The following is a 461-nucleotide window of genomic DNA, read 5'->3' as shown; positions in this document are numbered from 1 at the left end:
CGAGTCCGCCATTGCAGCCAGCATTGTCGTCGCCGCGCTCAACAACATCGTCCCGGTCATTTCCAGGCGACTTTGGATGGTGTCCTTCGGTCTCGGACTGGTGCATGGCCTTGGTTTCGCAAACGTGCTGGCTGACCTGGATCTCCCGGCGAACACCCTGATAGAGGCGCTGCTGGCCTTTAACCTGGGGGTCGAGATCGGGCAGCTCGCGATTGTCTGCAGCTTCATTCCGCTGGCCTATGTCCTGCGCCGCAGCTGGGTGTATCAGACGGTCATCCTCAAGGCTGGATCACTCGCCATCGCCATGGTGGCTATCATCTGGATGCTGAATCGCGGTCTGGATATGCAACTCAGCCTGCTTTGACGAACGCCGATCCGGCAGCCGCAAGGAGTTCCGGTTTGAAAGGATGTCGATGATCTGGTCACCCTTAACAGTTCTGTCCCTGATGATCGTGGGAGCG

The 461-nt window shown here is 58.6% G+C and carries 1 protein-coding gene; it reads left to right on the top strand.

Features of this window, described 5'->3' with window-relative positions; all coding sequences use genetic code 11:
• Positions 1 to 364 (top strand): HupE/UreJ family protein (locus tag AC5JJ6_RS41580; protein WP_496047681.1); only part of this gene is annotated, 364 nt, incomplete at its 5' end.
• Positions 365 to 461: the final 97 nt, after the last annotated feature.

The sequence above is a fragment of the Skermanella sp. genome (assembly GCF_059503625.1).
The sequence above is the reverse complement of the archived record's forward strand: the minus strand, read 5'-3'. Positions and strand labels throughout refer to the sequence as shown.